This is a genomic window from Flavobacterium sp. WC2409 (genome assembly GCF_041200085.1).
In the GTDB taxonomy this organism is placed as follows: Bacteria; Bacteroidota; Bacteroidia; order Flavobacteriales; family Flavobacteriaceae; genus Flavobacterium.
In genome coordinates this window covers 51,889-68,848 of sequence record NZ_CP165625.1, presented here as the reverse complement: position 1 = coordinate 68,848, position 16,960 = coordinate 51,889, and the positions used below count along the sequence as shown (strand labels likewise).

General features: G+C 33.0%; 14 protein-coding genes and 1 tRNA gene. 9 read left to right on the top strand and 6 right to left on the bottom strand.

Going from position 1 to position 16,960, the window contains the following annotated elements:
• The first annotated feature begins 126 nt into the window (after positions 1-126).
• The 6 genes from AB3G34_RS00235 to AB3G34_RS00210 all read left to right on the top strand — a co-directional run bounded on the left by AB3G34_RS00235 (position 127) and on the right by AB3G34_RS00210 (position 4,574).
• Positions 127-831, top strand: a complete 705-nt coding sequence (locus tag AB3G34_RS00235) for a MotA/TolQ/ExbB proton channel family protein (protein ID WP_367757101.1) — start codon at positions 127-129, stop codon at positions 829-831.
• Positions 832-867: 36 nt separating this feature from the next.
• Positions 868-1,260 (top strand): ExbD/TolR family protein, encoded by a 393-nt coding sequence (locus tag AB3G34_RS00230; protein WP_367757099.1) that lies wholly within the window; start codon positions 868-870, stop codon positions 1,258-1,260.
• A gap of 38 nt (positions 1,261-1,298) precedes the next feature.
• Positions 1,299-2,096: an energy transducer TonB gene (locus tag AB3G34_RS00225; protein WP_369753094.1), complete on the top strand. Its 798-nt coding sequence runs from the start codon at positions 1,299-1,301 to the stop codon at positions 2,094-2,096.
• 45 nt (positions 2,097-2,141) lie between these two features.
• The gene (locus AB3G34_RS00220) at positions 2,142-3,377 is read left to right on the top strand and encodes a folylpolyglutamate synthase/dihydrofolate synthase family protein (RefSeq protein WP_367773474.1); all 1,236 of its coding nucleotides are present in this window, start codon (positions 2,142-2,144) and stop codon (positions 3,375-3,377) included.
• 115 nt (positions 3,378-3,492) lie between these two features.
• The gene (locus AB3G34_RS00215; protein ID WP_367773472.1) at positions 3,493-4,290 is read left to right on the top strand and encodes a hypothetical protein; all 798 of its coding nucleotides are present in this window, start codon (positions 3,493-3,495) and stop codon (positions 4,288-4,290) included.
• Positions 4,291-4,496: 206 nt separating this feature from the next.
• Positions 4,497-4,574 (top strand) — tRNA-Val (locus tag AB3G34_RS00210).
• Positions 4,575-4,676: 102 nt separating this feature from the next.
• On the opposite strand, the gene AB3G34_RS00205 is transcribed toward AB3G34_RS00210, so the two are convergent.
• The gene (locus AB3G34_RS00205; protein WP_369753093.1) at positions 4,677-5,702 is read right to left on the bottom strand and encodes a low specificity L-threonine aldolase; all 1,026 of its coding nucleotides are present in this window, start codon (positions 5,700-5,702) and stop codon (positions 4,677-4,679) included.
• 777 nt (positions 5,703-6,479) lie between these two features.
• On the opposite strand from AB3G34_RS00205, the gene AB3G34_RS00200 reads away from it, so the two are divergent.
• The gene (locus AB3G34_RS00200) at positions 6,480-7,298 is read left to right on the top strand and encodes an SDR family NAD(P)-dependent oxidoreductase (RefSeq protein WP_367773468.1); all 819 of its coding nucleotides are present in this window, start codon (positions 6,480-6,482) and stop codon (positions 7,296-7,298) included.
• A 66-nt stretch (positions 7,299-7,364) separates the two neighbouring features.
• Positions 7,365-8,252, top strand: coding sequence for a helix-turn-helix domain-containing protein (locus AB3G34_RS00195; RefSeq protein WP_367773466.1), 888 nt, complete (start codon positions 7,365-7,367; stop codon positions 8,250-8,252).
• 264 nt (positions 8,253-8,516) lie between these two features.
• Here AB3G34_RS00195 and AB3G34_RS00190 read toward each other — a convergent pair whose 3' ends face one another.
• On the bottom strand, positions 8,517-10,436 hold the full coding sequence (locus AB3G34_RS00190) for an alpha-amylase family protein (protein WP_369753092.1): 1,920 nt from the start codon (positions 10,434-10,436) through the stop codon (positions 8,517-8,519).
• 118 nt (positions 10,437-10,554) lie between these two features.
• Positions 10,555-11,310: an NUDIX domain-containing protein gene (locus tag AB3G34_RS00185; protein ID WP_367773463.1), complete on the bottom strand. Its 756-nt coding sequence runs from the start codon at positions 11,308-11,310 to the stop codon at positions 10,555-10,557.
• Between the two features lie 320 nt (positions 11,311-11,630).
• Here AB3G34_RS00185 and AB3G34_RS00180 point away from each other — a divergent pair, with 320 nt between their 5' ends.
• Entirely contained in the window at positions 11,631-12,743 is a 1,113-nt protein-coding gene (locus AB3G34_RS00180) for an acyltransferase family protein (RefSeq protein ID WP_369753091.1), read from the top strand.
• 109 nt (positions 12,744-12,852) lie between these two features.
• On the opposite strand, the gene AB3G34_RS00175 is transcribed toward AB3G34_RS00180, so the two are convergent.
• From AB3G34_RS00175 to AB3G34_RS00165, 3 genes are read right to left on the bottom strand one after another with little or no spacing between them, the layout of a single operon-like run.
• The gene (locus AB3G34_RS00175) at positions 12,853-13,761 is read right to left on the bottom strand and encodes a sialate O-acetylesterase (RefSeq protein ID WP_369753090.1); all 909 of its coding nucleotides are present in this window, start codon (positions 13,759-13,761) and stop codon (positions 12,853-12,855) included.
• Between the two features lie 12 nt (positions 13,762-13,773).
• A complete protein-coding gene (gene bglX / locus AB3G34_RS00170; protein ID WP_369753089.1) occupies positions 13,774-15,996 on the bottom strand; it encodes a beta-glucosidase BglX in 2,223 nt (740 codons plus the stop codon).
• Between the two features lie 42 nt (positions 15,997-16,038).
• Positions 16,039-16,959 carry an alpha/beta hydrolase gene (locus AB3G34_RS00165; RefSeq protein WP_367773455.1) on the bottom strand — a complete coding sequence of 307 codons (921 nt, stop codon included), beginning with the start codon at positions 16,957-16,959 and terminating at the stop codon, positions 16,039-16,041.
• Between the last annotated feature and the right edge of the window lies 1 nt (position 16,960).

Below are 16,960 nucleotides of genomic sequence, written 5' to 3'. Positions count from 1 at the left end.
TCAAACGGACTTTTTACATTTAAACTAAAATAAGCAGCAAAAACAATTAATATTTGTTTACCATTTTTATCCTAAAAAATAACAATTTTTATAATATATTAGCGTTTCCATAATAAAGAAAATTTTATGAACATATTGTTACAAGCAGATACCTTATCTGTTGCTCGTGAAAGTTTAGCCGAAACGGTTCCTGTAGAAAAAACTTTATCTATAATTGAATTAATAACTAGCGGAGGATTAGCTGGTCAGATCATTATGACCTCTTTATTCCTAATGTTTTTTGTAGCGCTATACCTTTATTTCGAACGCTTAATGGCTATCAATGCAGCATCAAAAATCGATGTGAATTTCATGGGTCAAGTTAAAGAAAATATTAAAAATGGTCGCATTGACAATGCTAAAATAGCTTGTGCCCATTCTAAATCTCCTGTTGCACGATTAATTGAAAAAGGAATTTCAAGAATTGGAAAGCCTCTTGATGACATCAATACTGCTATAGAAAACGCCGGAAAACTAGAAATTTACAAGCTTGAAAAAAACGTAAGTATGCTAGCAACTATTTCTGGAGCAGGTCCAATGACTGGTTTCTTAGGAACCGTTGTAGGTATGATTCAAGCATTTCATAAAATGGCAACTGCTGGAGGTCAAATTGAAGTTGGTGCACTTTCTGAAGGTATCTATACTGCCATGACAACAACTGTAGTTGGTTTAGTAGTTGGAATTATTGCTTTTGTAGGGTACAACCACCTAGTAGTAAAAACGGATAAAATTGTTCACCAAATGGAGGCAAATGCGGTTGACTTTTTGGATTTATTAAACGATCCTGCTTAAAACTAAGCATTTTAATAAAAAAAATAAAATCTACTTATGAATTTAAGAGGACGAAATAAAGTAAGTGCCGAATTCAATATGTCATCAATGACTGATATTGTGTTCTTATTACTTATTTTCTTTATGCTAACATCCACCATGGTAACCACTAATGCTTTAGATTTAGTACTACCAAAAGCAAAAGGAAAAACGGATAGTAATAAAAATATTGCCGTAAGTATCAATAAAAAATTAGAGTTTTTTATTGATAAAGAACCTGTTTCCGAAACTGAATTAGAATCAAAATTATTAGCATTATTTTCTGCTGATAAAACCAAAGCTATTATTCTAAGAGCTGAAGAAGGAGTGCCAATCGAAAAAGCCGTAAACGTTTTGGATATTGCAAACAGAAACCAAATCAAAGTAGTTTTGGCTGTTAGGCCAAAATAATTTTATTTGCATTTCAAAAAAAAACAGATCTATTCTACATGAAATATTTAGAAACAGAAGAAGAAAAAAAGTCATTCGTTATCACATCAGTTCTTTTTGTGTTGATGTTCATCTTGTTTTTTTATTTAGGACTAACCTCTTTAGATCCACCACCAGAAAATGGAATAGCAATCAATTTTGGAACCTCAGAGTTTGGGTCTGGAGACATTCAACCTACCGAAGCCATTCAATCAGCACCACAACCTACAGCTGCCAAGCAGGCTGCATCTAGTGAAGACGAAATACTAGCTCAAGATATTGAAGAAGCAGTTGTTATCAAACAGGTTAAAAAAGCGCAACCCACTAAACAAGTTGCAACAGAAGAGGTAAAACCAAAACCAAAAGAAAATCCAAAACCCTCAAAAAGTACTTCAGATGCCTTATCCAGTTTGATAAACGGTCCAAAATCTGATGGAAAATCCAAAGGAGGAGAAGGAAACGATAACGTAGCGGGTGATAAAGGAAGCTTAAATGGAGATCCATACGCTAATAGTTATTACGGTTCTGGCACTGGAACAGGAAATGGTAGCGGATGGGGTTTAAATGGAAGAAGTATTAGTTCTAGAGGTAAAGAAGTACAAAAATGTAATGAATTTGGAACAGTTGTCGTTCAAATAACTGTTAACCGAAACGGAAATGTCGTTGCTGCAAAATATACCAAAGGAACAACAAACACAAACCCTTGTCTTGTAGAACCCGCATTAGCGACAGCTAGAAAATACAAATGGCAACCTGACTCAAATGCTCCCGAAACACAAATAGGTTTCATCACTGTGAACTTCAAATTAGGAGAATAATATTTATTTGAAAATTGAACTCAATTTTCTAAACTTTGCAATAAAATGAATTATCAAGAAACTACAGAATGGATGTTCAATCAACTTCCTATGTATCAACTTCAGGGTGCATCGGCCTATAAAAAAGATCTAACAAACACACACCTCCTGATTAATCATCTTGCTAATCCGCATAAAAATTTAAAATGTATTCATGTAGCAGGCACTAATGGAAAAGGATCTACTTCACACATGCTTTCCTCCATCTTACAAGAGGCTGGTTACAAAGTAGGGCTATACACCTCCCCGCACTTAAAAGATTTTAGAGAACGCATAAAAATTAATGGAATAGATATTTCAGAAGAATTCGTCTGCGAATTTATCAATACAAATAAATCATTTTTTGAGTCCAATGAAATCAGTTTTTTTGAAATGAGTGTTGGTCTTGCATTTGATTATTTTTCGAAAGAAAAAGTAGATATTGCCATTATCGAAGTAGGTATGGGCGGAAGACTCGACGCGACCAATATCATTACCCCATTACTATCCGTAATTACCAATATAGGATTAGATCACACGCAGTTTTTAGGAAATACGCTAGAAGCAGTAGCCTTTGAAAAAGCAGGAATTATCAAACCTGAAATTCCAGTGGTTATTGGAGAATATACTCCTGAAACAAAAGAAGTCTTTATTAAAAAGGCTACAGAATGTAATTCTGAAATTTATTTTGCTTCGGACTTAATTTCAAAAACATTCCCATCTGATTTAATTGGTGACTATCAAGAATTCAATAAAAAAACAGTTCTTCAAACGATCAGTATTCTAAATACGCAAAATGAATTTAGTCTTACCCAAGTTAATATTGAAAACGGATTATTGAACGTTGTTAAAAATACTGGACTTCAAGGCAGATGGCAACAATTAGGAAGTTCCCCTAAAATCATTTGTGATACCGCTCACAATAAAGAAGGTTTATCTATTGTACTACATCAAATAGAAAAAGAAACATTTGAGAAATTACATATTGTCCTTGGTTTAGTAAATGACAAGGATTTGAATGAAATTCTACCTTTATTCCCAATTGACGCTATTTACTACTTTTGTAAACCCAACATTCCCCGTGGATTAGATGCCGAAATCTTACAAACTACAGCTAAAAAATTCAATCTAACAGGAAATACATACCGCTCTGTATCAGATGCATACGCATCCGTTAGGAATAATGCTACAAAAAATGATTTTATTTATATCGGCGGAAGCACTTTTGTAGTTGCCGAATTACCTTTAAACAAAGGGATATAGATTACAAAGCTATTTTTGTGTTAAAAAATATTTTAAAAAAAGATAAGTTTCTGACTGTTAATGTGTTAAATTTAATACTCGTTTTTAGTAATTAATCATTTAATACAAAATTATCATGAAAAAAAGCAGAAATTTAGTATTAGGAATGTTAATTTTAACGCTCCTATTGAGTATCAAACTACATGCTCAAGAAGACCCAAAACCAGTATTCGTTACGGTAACCACATTGCATCGAAACTTAGATACTGACCGAAAAGATTGGAAGCAAACAGAACAGGAGTACTTTGACAAAGTAACTAGTAAGAATGATTTAATAATAGGTTCCGAACTATTAAACCATTATTATACTGAAAATAGCTCCGAAGTTTTACTCGTCTCAGTATTCAAAACATGGGAAGATATAGAAAAAGCCAATGACGTATCAAATGACTTGATTAAAAAAGGATGGCCTGATGAGAAAGCAAGAAAGGCCTTTTTTGACAAATACACTAGTTATTATGGCCCAATGCATTCAGATGAAATATACACTACAGTAGCTGCTGGAAGCAAAGACCTTAAAACTACTTCCAAAGAACCCATGATTGTATATATTAGAAAATCTCAAATGTCATTGAATGGACAGGGAAAAGGGTTAAAAGAATTCAACGAAAAAATAACACTGAACAACCCCTATATAAAAGCATACTACCCACATCGTCATTCCTGGGGATCTGATAGCAGAGACTTCTTGGAAGCCTATTTATACGATTCCTTATCTGATTTAGAAAAAGCTAACGACAAACAAAATGAGTTAATTCAACTCGCATGGCCAAAAGAAGAAGATCGAAAAGCATTCTTTGCCGAATTAAACAAGGCCTTTACTGGAATACATGGCGATTATTTGTACCATAATGAGCCCACACTTTCCAAATAATTCCTAGAAACTTTTAAAACTCCACTTATCTTTGATCAAATGGAGTTTTTTTATTTCGTTTTTAAAATCCCAACAAATTAAAATTCAACAAGATATAAATCAAATAAAAAAAATAAAAAAATATTCATATAAATGTTTTGCGTAAGCGAAAAACTAGTCTATATTTGCACTCGCAATAAGGAAATGAAAATTTACAAATTGTGTTAGGGCGATTAGCTCAGCTGGTTCAGAGCACCTCGTTTACACCGAGGGGGTCGGGGGTTCGAACCCCTCATCGCCCACCATAACTTAGAAACCTCTAAAGTCATTTGATTTTGGAGGTTTTTTTTTGTTTAGAAATTTTTTGAGCAATTCACCAAAATCATTCCCTACTATTGAGTTTAAATTTATAGTTTCTTTAAATCATCAATCAACTCATTCACTTTATTCTCGTCTGTTGCCCATGATGTAATTAAACGTATAGCAGATGTATTTTCATCAATATCTTTCCACACATAAAACGCATATTTTTGAGTTAATTTTTCAATTATATCTTTGGGTAAAATAGGAAATATTTGGTTTGTAGTAGAATTTGTTAAAAAAGAATATCCTTTATCTTTAATTGCATCTGCAATTTTCATTGCCATAGCATTAGCATATTTTGCTAAAGTAAAATACAAGTCCTCTTTGAATAACTCCAGAAACTGTATCCCCAGCACTCTTCCTTTTGCCAATAGCGCTCCTTTTTGTTTCAATAAATAATCAAAATCTGTTGCTAGTTTTACAGTATTAAACACAATTGCTTCACCAAGCAAAGCTCCATTTTTTGTTCCCCCAATATAAAACACATCGGTAAGTGCTGAAATATCAGACAAAGTCAAATCATTGTTTTCAGCCATTAGTGCATGTCCTAATCTTGCCCCGTCTAAAAAAAGATACAACTCTTCCGATTTGCAACATTCAGATAGCTCTTGCAATTCTTCTTTATTATAAATCGTACCTATTTCGGTTGAATTAGAGATATAAACCATTTTTGGTTTTACAACGTGTGGTCTTAATAAATGATCTTGCAACACTTTTTTAATATCTAATGGTCTAAGTTTCCCATCTTGTGTCTCAACAGTAATTACTCTATGCCCTGTTGCCTCTATAGCTCCAGTTTCATTAGCATAAATATGCCCAGTTTTTGCACTAATAACCGCTTCATGTGATCGTAGCAAGGTAGTAATAACAAGAAGATTAGTTTGCGTCCCTCCAGACACAAAATAGATAATTGCATTAGCATTACTCATTTTATTTCTTAAAATAGTTTTTGCTTGAGCCGAATAATCATCTTCTCCATAACCTATTTGTTGTACCATATTAGTTGCTAAAAGCGTATTTAAAATAGAAGGATGAGCACCTTCTGAATAATCATTTTTGAAATTATACATACTGATATCGTTTTATCTGAAAACAAAAATATAGAATTTAAAAAACTTAAAATAGCAGATTGCAAACCTAATGGCATATTCTTATCTTTTTGAACTGTTTTTTGGAATTGCTTTGGCGTCATTTTGAACTTTGCTATAAATATCTCGAAAAATGGCTTTCATCCGAAAATCCGCATTGATGTGAAATAGCTGAATTAGTAATCGATTTATTTTAATGAAATAAACTTCCCTTGTTCTAGCTTTTTTTCACGAATATAATCTGCGAAGTCCACATTAAAATACTCTGGAAATTTTCTTGATAAATAAACAAGATACAAGCCTAACTCATTTACTAGTTTGTTCAAATACAAATTTCCCCAGTTTTCATCATTAATAATCGATTCTATTTTCGAAGCCCAAGCTGGTTTTTGAGCTTTTTAATACGACTTATTTCTTACGATTTCAGAAAACATGCGAAACACTGGAATCTTTCTTCCAGAAGTAGCACAGCCATATGCTGAATTTGACTAAGGAAATTATCCAAAAAGAAACCAATTATCATTCGAACAAAATTCTGGCAGAAACCTCCCATATTCCATAATCCAGATCTGGAAACATATTGAGAAGACCAGTTTTAAGCGATTTTGAAATTGCTTATTTATCAAATTCAAGAGTACCCGCAGCATATCGAATTAGACTTTTAACTCCGTTAAAATGTACCAGTAATTCCCACTTTTGTGAAAATCCTTCATGCACAGTCTATGTAACTTTGTTGATATAATTTTAATATAATTAATCATGTCAAAAATAATTTTGATTACAGGAGCCTCAAGAGGTTTTGGTAAAATTTGGGCAAAAGCTCTCTTACAACGTGGCGATAAAGTAGCAGCAACTGCAAGAAATTTAGAAAATCTAAAAGAACTTGTAGCTGAATTTGGCGATGCCATTTTTCCTATTCAACTCGATGTTAATGATCGTGCAGCATGCTTTACAGCAGTACAAAAAGCAAAAGATCATTTTAATCGTATAGATGTAGTTATAAACAACGCAGGTTTTGGATTGTTTGGTGCAATTGAAGAAACAACAGAAGAACAAGCGCGTGCTCAAATGGAGACTAACTTTTTTGGTGTACTTTGGGTTACCCAAGCTATAACGCCTATTTTTCGTGAGCAAAAAAGTGGTCACGTAATTCAGGTTTCAAGCTTTTTAGGATTGGTAACTTTACCGGTTTTAGGACTTTACAACGCATCAAAATATGCCGTTAACGGTCTGACTGAAACATTGGCTACTGAACTTACAGAATTTGGGGTTAAAGTGAGTTTAATAGAACCAAATGGTTTTGCAACAGATTGGTCCGGTGCTTCAGCTTTTCAGACTGAACCTACTGAAACTTATGCTCCACTTAAAAAAGCTTTCTTTGAAGCACCAGTTCCAGATGGCTGGGGAAATCCCGAAACAACAGCCACAGCAGTTTTGGCATTGATAGATAGTGAAAAACCACCTTTACATTTCCTTTTAGGAAAAGTAGCTTATCCTGCCGTTAAAAAGGTTTATGCGGAACGTCTTGCTGAATTTGAAGAATGGAAAGAAGTTTCTGCAAATGCACACGGTCATTAAAAATTAAAATTAGTACAATCTATCAGATTAAATTCTGTAGATTGTACTGTCTTAAATACTGAAAAGATGAAACATTATAAAAATCTGGCAGAATTGCATCGTGAAAATGGTTTTTCAAAACCAGAACATCCGTTAATAAGTATTTATCGTTGTAAAGACAAGTGTTCTTTAGGTGACCGCGAATTTACAAGTGATTTTTATATGATTGGGTTCAAAAAACTAAAAGCCGGAGTTGTCATGTATGGACGTACAAAATATGATCATGAACGTGGTTCTATGATGTTTGTAAAACCAAGACAGGTTATAGAAATGAAAAACCTTGAATTCGACGAAGATGGATTTCTAATTTTCTTTCATGAAGATTTTATTAATGGTAAACCGCTTCGCAACGAACTCTCTACTTATAATTATTTTGATTATGAAACTAACGAAGCGCTACATCTTTCTCCTCAGGAAGAAAAAATAGCCTGGGATATTTTTCATAAAATAGAAAACGAATATTATAATAACCAAGACGAATATAGTCGAGAAATTATACTTTCTAATATTAGTACATTATTAAAATATGCACAGCGATTTTACAAGCGTCAATTTATAAACCGCTTTGAAATTTCCGGTAAAACGGTAACTAAATTTAATGAAATTCTTGCTCAATATGTAAATAACGGACAACTCGATAAGGGTCTTCCATCGGTTAATCAACTTGCAGAACTATTGCATTTAAGTCCGCGCTATCTAAGCGATTTACTTAAACAGGAAAGCGGAAAAACGGCTTTAGAGCATATTCATTTATTTTTAATATCTGAAGCAAAAAACCTTCTGATAATTGACGACAAAACAGTGTCTGAAATTGCTTATTCTCTTGGATTTGATAATATGTCTTATTTTTCAAGACTTTTTAAAAAAGAAGTCGGTCTTAGTCCGTTGCAATTCAAAAAAATAAATTCAAATTAACTATTTCACTATTAAAATATTTCATTCGAAAAGCAAGGTGAATGCTGAGATACTCCCATGTAAGCGGGCTGAAGTTTACGCTTTCCATTCCAATGCTTACCATTTTTATTCGATACCAAGATAACTGTAAATCCTCAAAGCATAATTACTATTATAAATATCGAAAAGTGCCAATATTACTATCAAGTGTTCGATTGTAACCGATCATCGATCACAAAAAACTCCATTAGAAATAATGGAGTTTTTTTACAGGTTTAATTTAACTTATTTTTTCAGCCACAAAATATCATACGCACTGATGAAATTAATTTCTTGAATATCAAAATCCTCTCCAGTAAGTAAATTAAATAATTTTGTGCTTTTTAAATTTTCAAACACGTTACTATTAAAAAAAGTATCATAGTCTGAGAAATTCGAGATAACATATACTTCTTTCCCTTGAGAATCTGTTTTTTTATATATTAACAAATGACTGTTTTCATAATCGATATATTGCAAATCATTGTTATCTGCGAAAGCTGGAGTTTGTTTCCTAATTCTAATTAATTGCTTTAACTGTTTGTAGACCTGAGCTTGTGCCGATGGAGAATCTTCTATATTTTCGACCAAACTCCAATTCATTTTAGAACGATGGAGCCAGCGATTATCATACTTTTTACTTTCATCATTTAAATAATCATAATTATTAGGCAAACCTACCTCATCACCACTATAAATCATTGGTAATCCTCCTAAAGACAAAATAACGGCATGTTGCAAATTAATTCTCTTTATGGCAATTTGAATTTCTTTCACATTATTTTCAATTAATGCTTTTTCTAAACCACATAAAGCAGCCATGGATCCCGAAATTCGAGCATTACCCGTTTCATGCTCAATCATAAATCGCTGCCCTAAAGCAAAACTCCCATTAAATCCATCACAATAATGTTTCAAGATATACAATCGGTGCTGTAAGCTATTAAGCCCTAATTCAGTCACTAATTTATCATCAAAACCAAATCCTATATCATCGTGACATCTTGCATAATTGATCCAAGTTGTATTTCTAGGTTTTGTAGGAACCGCTCTCATTGATTTTTTAAGCAAATTTGTATTGCGAGTAGCCATTGCTTCCCAACTTAAAGCCATGAAATTAGCGTTATAAGCGATATCACATTCATCCCCTTGTGATAATCCTTGTCCAAAATATTTTATAATCTCATCTGGAGCTACAATCGCTTCAGCTATATAAGCTACACCTGGGGAAACAATTTGCCCACACAATTTAAAAAGTTGCAATAATAAATGTACTTCGGGTAAATTTTGGTTGAATTTGCCAATTTCCTTCCACATAAATGCAACTGCATCAAAACGAAAAATATCGATACCTTTATTGGCCCAAAACAACATAATATCAATCATTTCAGCCAAAACCATTGGATTCTTATAATTCAAATCCCATTGGTAGCCATAAAACAAAGTCATCACCCATTTATCATTTTCAGGCAAATAAGTAAAGTTTCCTGGAGCGGTATCTGGAAAAATCTCAACCATCGACTTTTCATAAGCGTTAGGCAAAGTTCTATCTGGAAAGAAATAGAAAAAATCTTTATATTTTGGATTCCCTTTACGGCCTTCTACAGCCCATTCATGTTCATCAGCACAATGATTCAGCACTAAATCCATGACTAGATTCATATCGTTTTTTTGAAACTCAGTAACCAAAGCTTCAAAATCATCCATAGAACCAAACTTAGGATTCACTTCGCGATAATTTCGCACAGCGTATCCACCGTCATTTTCAAATTCTGGAACATCCAAAAAAGGCATTAAATGCACCGTATTAATACCCAAATCAAGAAAATAAGGGATTTTTGCTTTTAGCCCATTGAAATCAATATTGAAAAGATCAACATATAACATCATTCCAACGATTTTTTCACTTGAATACCAATTGGGATTAGATACACGGTTCAAATCTCGTTTCTTTTGAAAATCAGATCGATTTTCAAAATTTTTAACTAAAGACTGCATTAGCAATTGAAACGCTTCCTCTTTATTGGGGCTATCCGAATATAGTTTTTGAAATAAATCATTTATAATTGGAAAATTTGCTCCCAATCTAAGATGAAAATTAGTGTCATTAATTTTCACTTCTTTCAAAAAAACATTCAATTTTGATAACTTTTCAGCCTGTTGCATGATTTTTAAATTATAAATATTTATTATTAAATAAAAAGAGATGTGTCTCAAAAATAAAGAAAAATGACCTAATAAAATAGTTAGTAAATTCTTTCCTTAGAACTAAATTGTTACAAAATTACCAGCCTTGAGTCAGTCCATTTTTAACCACTTCTTCATATTTATGTTTATCAAAACTATATAAATTGGGCGCTTTATGAGCAACATTACTTTTCTTTTCATCCAATTTTATCAAAATTCCTATCGCAGTTATTTTACGAAGAAAATTCCTTCTATCAAGCGTTCTACCAAGGATAGTTTCATACAATTTTTGCAATTCTGGAATCGTGAATTTTTCAGGAAGTAAATTATACCCTACTGGCATTAAATTCAATTCTACCCGCAGTGTTTCTAATGCTTTATCTAAAATTTCTTTATGATCAATAATCAAATCAGGAACAGCATTATGATCAATCCATTCTACAATTCCGTTTTTCCCTTCTGGATTGGGCATTGTTTTAAAAAAATCAACTAAAGCATAATAGCCTACAGTTACAAAACGGTTAGAATACCATTCCCCTTCTTCTATTGGAATAGAATGAAAATTTAAAACCTCTTGACTAAAATCCGAATTATTCCTTTTGACTTTTCCAAAAGTTGAAAACTGCCTCAAAAATATACCTTCCAATCCAGTCCTATCGTGTAAAACTGTTACTGCAGCCTGATCAATATCTTGATCTACAGGGACAAATCCTCCTGGCAAAGACCATTTGTTGCTATACTTGGTTTTTATTAGCAACACTTTAAGCTGGTTATCATGAAACCCAAAAATGACACAATCAATTGATAAGCCTGGTTGGTATCTTTCCTTGTTATCTAAAATATTTTTTAACATTAAACTCTTTTTCTGATAATTACACTTTCATCTCTTCGATCTTCGCAATTTAGTTTTTTTTATTTAAGAAAATAGAAGAAAGTATTATTTTCAAAGTTCACAATCTATTAAATAAGCTCAAATACTGTAAATATTTAAGAATATGGGATTATTTTAAATTATAATAAATATAATTCTTACAAAATTAACTAAAAGCATTATTCTGAAAACAGAAAAATTATCAAAAAAAGGAATGCAAATAAAAAAAACGTGTACATTGCGTCAAAATTACACAACAACTACAAAACTAACCATTTTAAAAAAACCACATTAATAAACCGATGAAAACAAACGCATTACATTCAAAACCCCACTACCCCATTCTAGACGGTTTACGAGGTGTAGCAGCTATTATGGTTGTTGCATTTCATATTTTTGAAGCACACGCTACAAGCCATCTGGATCAAATAATAAATCATGGCTACCTTGCTGTAGATTTTTTCTTCTTACTTTCTGGATTTGTTATTAGCTATGCTTATGATGATCGTTGGGAAAAAATGTCTATTGGTGATTTTTTCAAACGTAGACTGGTGAGACTTCAACCTATGGTCATTATGGGAATGATTATCGGGGCCATTTGTTTTTATTTTCAAGATTCTATTTTGTGGCCAACAATTCATGAGGTGCCTATTTGGAAAATGATTCTAGTTATGATTATAGGGTTTACATTAATACCAGTCCCTCCTTCTTTAGACATAAGAGGTTGGACCGAAATGCATCCTCTTAATGGCCCAGGCTGGTCCTTATTTTATGAATATATAGGTAATATTCTTTATGCCCTTTTTGTAAGGAAATTTTCAAAAACAGCACTTTCCATACTTGTATTCCTATCTGGATGTGCATTAATTCACCTTGCAGTTACTAGTAAAACTGGTGATGTTATTGGTGGCTGGGCAATTGATTCTACACAAATTCATATAGGACTCTCCCGCTTAATGTTTCCCTTCTTTGGTGGAATTTTACTGCACCGACTAGTGAAAATTATAACTATTAAAAATGCGTTCTTCTGGTCTAGTCTGTTAATTGTTTTTGTTTTAGCAATGCCACGAATTGGGGGTGGTGAAAACTTATGGCAAAATGGCCTTTATGACTCTTTAAGTATCATTATTCTATTTCCCTTAATTGTTTATTTAGGAGCTAGTGGTGAAATAAAAGGTAAAAATGCAGCTCGTATTTGCAAATTTTTGGGTGATATATCCTATCCAATTTACATCACGCATTATGCCTTTATTTATATTTACACTGGATGGGTTGCTGACACAAAAATTAAAATTAGCGAAGCGTATCCATACAGCATATTAACTTTGGTTACAAGTATTATTGTTGCTTATGCCTGTCTAAAGCTTTATGATGAACCAACAAGGTTGTGGCTAAAAAACAAAATATTAAAATAAGTTATACGCCTTACTTAAAAAGCCGATAGTTTTCTATTAGAAACTATCGGCTTTTTTGTTTTAAAATATTTTTCAAATTAAAGTTGCTCCTTTACAATTAGATGTTTTCTTATTTATTCAAAAGGAAAATTGATTTTGCAAATTCTTTTCCTAAATCAATATATCCATCACTTTTGTAGTGGTATTTGTCTGTATATTTATAAGTACTTGTAGTTCGTACAATGCTTACATGGGGTTCCATTGCTGCAAATTTTTCTTGTCCATATTGAACTAATTCGCCATAAGCCCAAATTTTCCCATCGACATCATCACCAGAATCCGATATTTTTCCAATTACTATAGGCAAATCATTATTTCTAAAAGCGGCTCGCATCAACTCCATCAACCTTTTTAAATTCGAATAATATTGATTGGCAATTAGTTCCGATTTATCGGCATCACTCTCTCCTTGCATCCAGATGATACCGCTTGGAATCAAAATATCTTCGACACCATCACCGTTTATATCTTTCATGGCCATAGCGTTATTAACTGTTTTGAGGAAATAATCGTATTGATTGATTCCTTTTCCGCTTCTAAAATCTGGTTCCCAAGAACCAAAATAAGCAGTCCCACTACTATCAATAGAAGAGCCATTTCTAGCATATTTTATAATTGCAAGTTTTTGATTTGGATATAATTCTTGTAGTTTTTTGGCAAACGAAAGCTCAATACCAAATCGATCCAAAAGCATATTGTTCTTTCCATCTGATGCAAATCCTGTTCCATGACCTGGCTTTAAAAAATCCCATTTTCCCAAACCTCCAGCTACATCATTATCCCCAACAGGGTTTCCTTGATAAATAAAAACATTTTTATTTGATTTATTTAAAGAATCTGGAAGCTCTTTCACATAACCAAAACCCTGCATATTGGACTGGCCGCCCAAATAAAATACCCTTATAGTATCTTTTTTAGTTTGTGCAAAAACCATAAATGGCATTATAAATAACAACAATGCATTTTTTAAATTGCTCATTTTATTCTAAAATCAATTCGTTAATTCAAAACTATCTCTCAAACGGATATCTGCCGAAGACGAACCAATCATCAAATCAAAATCACCAGGTTCAGTTATCCAATGTAATGCTGCATTGTAAAAAGACAATTTCTCTTTGTCAATATGAAACTGGATTGTTTTACTTTCTCCCGCATTTAATTTTATTTTTTGAAAATCTTTCAGTTCAATAATTGGTCTTACCACTGAACCCACTTTATCTCTTAAATACAATTGAACTACTTCTTCTCCAGCTATTTTTCCTGAATTAGTTATGGTTACCGAAACTTCAATTGTTTCATTGCTTTTTATTTTATTCTGAGATAATTTCAAATCAGAATATTTAAAAGTAGTATAACTCAATCCATAACCAAAAGGAAAACGAGGACTATTTTTTAAATCAATATATGCCGAAACATAATTAGTTGCCGTTTCGTTTGGCGCAGGCCTTCCTGTATTAAAATGATTGTAGTAAATTGGAATTTGTCCCTCTTCTCTTGGAAAAGACATTGGTAATTTTCCCGAAGGATTGTAGTCTCCAAATAAAACATCAGCAATCGCATTTCCTGCTTCAGTACCTAACCACCATGTATAAAGAATAGCAGGGACAGTATCAGCAGTATCATTAAAAATCAGTGGTCTTCCAGCATTGATTAAAACTACAACTGGCTTTCCAGTTGCCTGAATGACTTTTATTAGTTCTTCTTGAACTCCTGGTAAATGAATATTACTACGGCTTTTAGCTTCTCCGCTCATATTCCAACTTTCACCAACACTTAAAACAACAACATCAGCTTGATTAGCTACAGCAACTGCTTCAGCAAAGCCTTCTTTAGTATCTCCAGTTGTCTCGCATCCTTTGGCGTAAAGCAACTGAGTGTTTTTACTAACTTTATTTTGCAATCCTTCCCATTGAGAAACTACTTGTTTATCATAATCCAAATCAGGCAATTCAACAGCCCAAAATCCCATATTCTGTTTGTGTTCTTTAACTAATGGTCCTATGAAAGCAATCGTCTTAATCGATTTTGAAAGTGGTAAAATAGCATTGTCATTTTTTAATAAAACGATACTTTTTGCCGCAACTTCTCTTGCTGCCTTTCTATGTTCTGGATTATTTAATGCTGCTTGCTCCCTTTCAGGATTACAGTATTTATATGGATCATCAAATAAACCCAATTCGAATTTTTTACGCAAAATTCTTTTTACTGCATCGTCAATCAAAGCAATTGGCACTTTATTTTCTTTCACCAATTCAGCCAAATGATAGCGGTAAGCATTACTTTCCATATCCATATCACTTCCTGCAGTTATTGCAGCCAATGCAGCTTCCTTATTATCTTTTACGTAACCGTGATTGACCATTTCTCCAATAGAACCCCAGTCAGAAACAACAAAACCTTGAAAATTCCATTTTCCTTTTAAAATATCTCTTTGCAAATACTTATTTCCAGTAGCTGGAATCCCATTAAGATCATTAAATGAATTCATAAAAGTTGCTGCACCAGCATCTAATGCTGCTTTAAATGGAGGCAAGTAGGTTTCCCATAACATTCTCTCACTCATATCAACCGAATTATAATCTCTACCTCCAACAGCTGCGCCATAAGCAGCAAAATGTTTTACACAAGCCATAACTGAATTCACATCCCCTAGTTTCCCTTGAAAACCTTTAACTCTGGCAGCAGCAATTCTTGAACCAAGATACGTATCCTCGCCAGCGCCTTCCATTACACGTCCCCAGCGTGGGTCACGAGCAATATCAACCATTGGAGCAAATGTCCAATGGATTCCGCTTGCAGCCGCTTCAGTTGCTGCAATTCTTGCCGAAAGTTCCATAGCATCTAAGTCCCAACTAGCCGCTTCGGCCAAAGGAATTGGAAACGTAGTTTTGTATCCATGAATAACATCCTGTCCAAATAACAAAGGGATTTTAAGACGGGATTGCATCGCCAATTCTTGATATTGTCGCGTATATTGAGTTCCTAAAACATTCAACATCGAACCTATTAAACCCTGCTTAATTTCTGTTTCCTTATTTAGATTAATCGTTATAGGTCCGGTTGCCTGGTTATTACCAGTATATTGATTGAGTTGCCCAATTTTTTCCTCCAATGTCATTTGCTTTAGCAATGCATTTACTTTTTGATCAATTGATTGTTGTGCAATCCCTATAAAAGAAATCATCAACAAGATTAAAGTGGTTCTTTTTTTCATTTTTTTTTAATTGTACTTTAATAATAGTATTTAGTTATAAACTTAATTACAAAACAAATATTTAGACTTTTCTGCTTTAGATGAAGGTTTTACAATATGGTTTTGAAATTTGTTTCCTGCTAAAACCTCTTTTAAAAATTCTAAAACATAGTGCGGTTCTTTCTCAAATAAATAGCCTGAAAACTCATGCCCTCCACCACAAAAAGTAATTAATTCAATCCCTTTATTAAATTGTGATGCATAATTATATACTGAATATGAACCAAACAACATCAACCATCCAGAGGAATTAGTTGGACAAGTATGGTGCGCAGCTGTTCCATAGGGAACTGTTCCGTCAGCACTACCATGAGCCAAAAGCATTGGAATACAGTTTTTTTCAGTAATCAAATTCAAATCCATAATGGCACCTGAACCTCCCATAAATCCAGCGTATTTAAAATTATCTGGTAAATTATTTTCATATAAATTCATTAATTTATAATCCCAATAACTAGCCTGAAAACCAATTTCGGCACCTGCACTTATTCCACTTATAAATACTTTAGAAGCATCAATATTATAATTATCCGCATTTTTTATCAAATACGAAGTAGCTTGCCACATATCACTCACTCCAATTTGAATGGCTTTAATTTTTTCGGTCAAAATACCATCACAACTAAAGTTTTTATCTTTCATATATAAAGTATAAGAAATACTTGCTGCCGCATACCCATTTTGAGCTAGTAGTTTACAAAACTCTTTTCCGCTAGTACGATCCCCTCCAGAAAATCCACCCCCAAAAGCAAAGAGTATTAAGGGTGTTTTTTGATTGGTTTTCTTTTGAGGCAAATATAAATCCAAATCCAGTTTTATGGTGTCGTTTTTGAAATAAGTTATCGTTTTAACCTCTTGTGATATAGCATTATTGATAATAAAACAACTCAAAAACAGTGTGCAAAAAATCTTAAATCTCATCATT